This window comes from Candidatus Albibeggiatoa sp. nov. BB20 (genome assembly GCA_016744725.1).
Lineage (GTDB): Bacteria > Pseudomonadota > Gammaproteobacteria > Beggiatoales > Beggiatoaceae > Albibeggiatoa.
Genome location: JADGDW010000102.1, coordinates 11,373 through 17,323, shown reverse-complemented (window position 1 = coordinate 17,323; position 5,951 = coordinate 11,373). Strand labels below are relative to the sequence as shown.

Annotated in this window: 3 protein-coding genes and 2 pseudogenes; 3 read left to right on the top strand and 2 right to left on the bottom strand. The window is 38.2% G+C overall.

All coding sequences use genetic code 11. The annotated features are described in order from the left end of the window. Window positions 1-143: 143 nt before the first annotated feature. Window positions 144-863 carry a hypothetical protein gene (locus ABXH34_RS11975; protein WP_353572119.1) on the top strand — a complete coding sequence of 240 codons (720 nt, stop codon included), beginning with the start codon at window positions 144-146 and terminating at the stop codon, window positions 861-863. A gap of 374 nt (window positions 864-1,237) precedes the next feature. Then, the gene (locus tag ABXH34_RS11970; RefSeq protein ID WP_353572118.1) at window positions 1,238-3,073 is read left to right on the top strand and encodes an Lcl C-terminal domain-containing protein; all 1,836 of its coding nucleotides are present in this window, start codon (window positions 1,238-1,240) and stop codon (window positions 3,071-3,073) included. 87 nt (window positions 3,074-3,160) lie between these two features. On the opposite strand, the pseudogene ABXH34_RS11965 reads toward ABXH34_RS11970, so the two are convergent. Continuing rightward, window positions 3,161-3,520, bottom strand: a pseudogene (locus ABXH34_RS11965) (pentapeptide repeat-containing protein); the annotation flags it as partial. Between ABXH34_RS11965 and ABXH34_RS11960 the strand changes: the two are divergent. After that, window positions 3,413-3,637 carry a Cys-every-fifth RiPP peptide CefA gene (locus ABXH34_RS11960; protein WP_502710411.1) on the top strand — a complete coding sequence of 75 codons (225 nt, stop codon included), beginning with the start codon at window positions 3,413-3,415 and terminating at the stop codon, window positions 3,635-3,637. The pseudogene ABXH34_RS11965 and the gene ABXH34_RS11960 sit on opposite strands and share 108 nt — an antisense overlap. Here the strand turns inward: ABXH34_RS11960 and ABXH34_RS18755 are convergent. After that, window positions 3,611-5,863: pseudogene (locus ABXH34_RS18755) on the bottom strand (NACHT domain-containing protein); the annotation flags it as partial. The gene ABXH34_RS11960 and the pseudogene ABXH34_RS18755 sit on opposite strands and share 27 nt — an antisense overlap. Window positions 5,864-5,951: the final 88 nt, after the last annotated feature.

Genomic DNA, 5,951 nt, shown 5'->3' with positions numbered 1-5,951 from the left:
GTGCAATTCACTGTTCAAGCTTTGGAGTAAGGTTTATTACTTTTCCAATCTTCTGTGGCGAAAGCATTAAAATGTTTTAGAGTTTAAGATAGTATAACAAACGCTGATTATTAATAACTTATAGAGTATTTTTTGAGATTTTTATGTTACCAATTATTCAGAGCCTTTGGATAGGTGATTCGCTTTCTGTAATGGAGCAGTTAAGTATCGTTTCTTTTTTAAAAAATGGACATGAATTCCATTTGTATATCTATGATACTGTTGAAAATGTGCCTAAAGGTGCAATCTTAAAAGATGCAAACAAGATTATCCCTTCAAGTAAAATCTTTAAATATAAAAATCATAATAGCTATGCGGGCTTTGCTGATTTGTTTAGATATAAAATGTTACTAGAAAATGGTCATTATTGGACTGATACAGACATTGTATGTCTATCTCCTTTTGACTCAGAACAGGCTTATGTTATTGCGGGTCAGAAAATGGATAATGGTATTATTATCGCAAATAACTGTCTTATTAAAGCGCCCAAAAACTCTAGCTTAATGCAATATTGCTATGATGTGGCCATCAAAAAGAATTCTGAAGAATTAACATGGGGAGAAACAGGCCCTCACCTATTAACTTTTGCAATTAAACAGCAACAGCAATTCCAACGCTATGTTCAACCTCCAGAAGTGTTTTGCCCCATTTCACCTAATGAATTTTATAAATATATTACCCCGATTGAAAATCCCGCTGTTTTTAGAAACTCAATAGCTGTACATTTATGGAACGAAATGTGGCGCAGAAATAACATAGACAAATCTGCTCATTACCATAGAAATAGTATGTATGAGAAGCTAAAAATGATTTATTTAACCTGAGTTTGATGTAAAAATCAGCCATATTAAAATCAATGATTTATGATTCTTGCGTTCATCTTTGACGAGTTAGCATATGATTATCATGATCTCAAATTCTAAGTTATTTTCAAACTACTCAGATAAGCCTTTCTGCTTCTACAACAGATAAACTGCAGGCCTGTGGCTATTCGTAAAACACGTTTTAAACTCCTGGACTATGATTTACACCGCATCCTTTTTTCTTTCAATTGTCCACAATTCTGTGAGCCTTTTTTATATTTTATTGTGAAGTATGGTTTTTTTTTGGTAAACTCTAAACAAAAATAGGGAATATTATGGAGAAATGCTTGCAGCTCATCATCTCTATTTACTTCTAGCTTACAAAGGGTTTGAGTATGAAAAAATCAAATAATTTAATATACTTAGTGTTGTCTATGGCAGCATTAACAGGGAATGTCTGGGCGGATGATCCCATTCCTGATATTAAAGCAAATGGTTCAAATGAACCTATATCAATAACAGCAGCAGACAATTTATCTATTACTATTTCGCTGAATCCTGAACAAGAGCTGAATAATAATGCAGATTGGTGGGCATTGGCGAGCACGCCTTTTGGGACTTATTCTTATGTTAAATCATTAGGTTGGCAGTCTGGTGTGCAGCCTATGTCTCAAGAAGCTTTGTCTGAATTATCTGAAAATCAGATTTTGACTGGTTCGGGTTTGCCTACTGGTCTGTATAATTTGTATTTTGGTGTTGATATGAATATGAATGGCTCAATAGATCCTGAGCAGCTTTTTTATGATTTTGTCACCATCACTGTTAGAGCTGATTCAGTAACGTATCCTATTGTGGATACTAATCAAACCCATTGTTTTTCTGATACGAGTCCAATTAATTGCGGCCAATCTCATAACGGGCAAGATGCTCAGTACCAAGGTTTGCCGCCTGCTTATCAAGATAATGCTGATGGCACGGTGACAGATTTGAATACGGGTTTGATGTGGATTCAGGATGCTGGTGAGAGAACCCTTTATGCCGATGCGCTTGAAAAATTAAAGACTTATCAGTTTGCGGGCTATGATGATTGGCGGTTGCCGACGATTAAAGAAATCTATTCATTGACTCAGTTCACAGGATTAGACCCTACCCGAGTGAGTGATAGCAGTACTGCTGAGGGCTTGAAACCATTCATTGATACTGATTATTTTGTGTTTCAATATGGGGATGAAACAGGAGGCAATCGGGTAATCGATGCACAATGGTTAACCCGTAGTATTTATGTTTCGACGGTGTTCAATGGCACAAGTTGCTTTTTCGGGTTTAATTTTGCTGATGGACGCATAAAGTGTTATCCATTACAGAATTCAAATGCGGGTGGTTATTTCGCACAATTTGTCCGTGGTGGCGATGGTTATGGTGAAAATCAGTATATTGATAATGGCAACAGTACGATTACAGATCATGCAACAAGTTTGACTTGGACACAAAATGATAATGGCAGCGGTATCAACTGGGCAGATGCGCTGACCTATTGTGAAGATTTAAATTTAGCGGATTCTAATGCTTGGCGTTTACCAAATATCAAAGAGTTGCATAGTATTGTTGATTATACTCGTTCGCCCGATACCACTAACAGTCCTGCCATTGATCCATTGTTTAATTTAACTTCGATTACCAATGAAGCAGAACAGCTTGATTATCCATTTTATTGGAGCAGCACCACATTTATCAGTTATCCCAATACGGTACGTGATGCGACGTATATTTCATTTGGTCGGGCATTGGGTTATCAAGAAGGGTTTGATGGTTGGATTGATGTGCATGGTGCAGGGGCGCAACGCAGTGATGATAAAGTGTCGGTGGGAGACGATCAACAGCTTGGTAATGGCCCACAAGGAGATGCCCGTCGTTCTAGCAATTACGCGCTTTGTGTCACGGGTGGCAGTGTTGAGCCTAGTGCTGGCGATGATGTGAACAGTTTAAATTTACCTGAATCTAGTGCGATTACAAATAATACGGGAACAGCGGACAATCTTACTTCTCCGCCAACGGATGCAAATCAATCACCACCCGATTTAGCTGTGGCGGCTGCAACATTGGGTATCAGTGAGCAAACATTGAGTCAAGCTATGGGTGCGCCACCACCTGATTTAGATGCAGCGGCTGCAACATTGGGTATTTCAGTTGAGGCTTTGCGTAATGCTTTAGGCGTTCCAACTCAACCATAAAATAGAATTCTACAATTAAATGGCGGTCTTGCTCAATGTCAGGTCGCCATGTTTATCGAATACAACAATTTGTTTTGCATGAATTATTTATTCAAGTTTAAAGTCTTTTGGTAAAATTGCCCCAGAAAGATTTGCCCCAGAAAGATTTGCCTCAGAAAGTTTTGCCCTTTCAAAATTTGCCCTTTCAAGATTTGCCCCAAAAAGATTTGCCCTAGAAAGATTTGCCCCAGAAAGATTTGCCTCTTCAAGATTTGCCTCTCTGAGATTTGCCTCTCTGAGATTTGCCCCTTCAAGATTTGCCCTAGAAAGATTTGCCCCAGAAAGATTTGCCCCAGAAAGATTTGCCCCAGAAAGATTTGCCCCAGAAAGATTTGCCCCAGAAAGATTTTCCTCAGAAAGTTTTGCCCATTCAAGATTTGCCCATTCAAGATTTGCCCCAGAAAGATTTGCCCTAGAAAGAGTTGCCCCAAAAAGATTTGCCCTAAAAAGATTTGCCCCAAAAAGATTTGCCCCTTCAAGATTTGTCCCTCTGAGATTTGCCCCATAAAGATCATGAAAATATAATATACAGTTTTGTAGATCAATATATTGTAAGCATTTCAAAGCTAAAATCTTAGCAGCACCTTTTCTTTGCCCTTGCAGTCTATACAACCAAGTTCCAAAAGTGGTTTCTGATACCCAATTAATCTTTAATACTTGTTTAGTTGTATTTGCACAAGCACTGTGCATGACTAATAACGCTTCCTCTGCATTGCGGGATTGTTTTAACATAGTTTGGAATGAATCTAATTTGAGCTCTTCCATTGGCGTTCCATGCGTTGTACAAAATTCAATCAAACCACACAAAGTGGCTTGCCATTTCAGTACCTCACTTTCACGTTGTAAAGCCACTTCATTTTTGATGAAACTATATAAATAATCATCTATGGCAGTCGCACCACATATTTCTGCCCAATGTTTTAAGGCTTCTTTCTCATCCCAACCCTTATCAGGATTCTTTTCTTTATCCTCCAACTCCTCTTGTATTCGTTGCATGACACCCATTAAACGCCGCGCCGTTAAATACTCACCAAAACTCTTGTGGGTAAATTCAAAGGTTTTTTCGCCCTTAACATCGCCCGCTTGCCGAAAATAAAATGCAGTGAGCAATCGAGTCACACCTTGCTTTGCATTTTCTTGAAAAACATCAAGATATTTAATTAAATGGCTATTTTTACAACGTTGCTCAATATAATCAACCGTTGCTGTTCGACCATCACCATGCCATACAGCCAATGCAATTTCTTCCAAAATACGGAAAAAGCGGGCTTGTTCTAAATCTCCTAGACTCCGATGTTGATTTGACTCCCATTTACGTTGATAAACAGCCTCTAATAAATCTGCATAAATTTGATTCAATGTGGTTTGCCGATTAAAATCAAGTTTGCCTCTACCATGACTCAATGCCACCAAATAATTTAACAACGGTTGAGATGTAATTTCCGTCAAATTATGCTGCTTTAATTCTGAAGGCATCGCATCAAACGCTTTACCTTTAACTTTACTATAGTTACACCACCACTCATCACGCTGATCTGTTGCAAGTAAATGCTTTAAATCCTCAAATGCTTCCTGCTCTTCTTTATCCAAAAAATAGGGTAAAACATGTAATATTTGCTGGGTTTTGCGTAATTTACTCTCATTGGCTTGTACAACTAAATCTCGTCCTGAAATTAAAAATTGACGTTGTAATCCTTGAGAACTAAATAAATCGCTGAATCGTCGTACTTCATCCACAAAATGTTGTGCCACTTCAGCCGCCATTTTGCCTTGCATTGCCAACTCATCTAAACCATCAAAAATCACTAACAAACGCGATTCATCCGAATGACCCTCTAACGGACTGCCTGTTAAATAACGATTGCTTTTCACAAATGATTCAACCGTGGAAATCAAATCATCTTTAGGATCAATCAAATGCAATGGAATGAATAAAACAGGAATACTCAACTGTTCAGCAATATCTGCCGCAAAGACTTTACAAAATGAAGACTTACCAGACCCCGGCCCACCGCTCACAACCCGCAATGTATCGTCTTTATCATATTGTCCTACCCAACGTTCTAATTCTTGATGCAAACAAACCGCAATTTTCTTTTTCTCAAGTTTATCCGAATCCCGCCGCAAATCTGCTTTATCCATATCATCATCTTGAACTTTTTCCTCATAATAAGCCCGTAACTTCACATAAACCTGCTGTAAACTAAAAGCCTCACCAAACATCCGCTCATTAATTTGCTCTCTCAACCACGCATGATAATATTGCCACTCACGTTTTTTTCCAACTGCTTTTGTAAATGGAGTATCAATCGCTTGCTTGATAATTTCATAACGCTCAGGCTTCGATAACCACTCCCCATGCAAACTCAAAGTAAACTTGTGTGGCAAACGTGCCAACAACGCATCCGCTTGTAACTCCTCTAAGCCTAGATTGACAAGCCAATGTTTCAAGCCATGATTAAAATCTTGTAAAAATGCAAAATCCGCAGGCTTTTTAAAAAAATCAATCGTTATTTTAACTTTGGAATGCAACAAATTATCTTCTAAAATACTGGCAAGCTCTGCCTGTTGCTGCTCATCAGGTGCTTTATCAAGCTCAAATAAATCTTGACCGTCTTCCAACAATTCTGCCGTCGTATGTAACAGAGAACGATAAATTAAAACCCATGCCATTTGCCCTGCTTGCCACTCAATATCAGCATCAAACAACGCATCAGACACATTCAAAGCCGCTTTATCAAATTTAGCCAATGAAGTATTAAAAATAGCCTTACTCAAATTCAGAAAAAAGCTTTTAGGCTCAATATTTAAAGATTGATTCCATACTGAAACAGGCTGC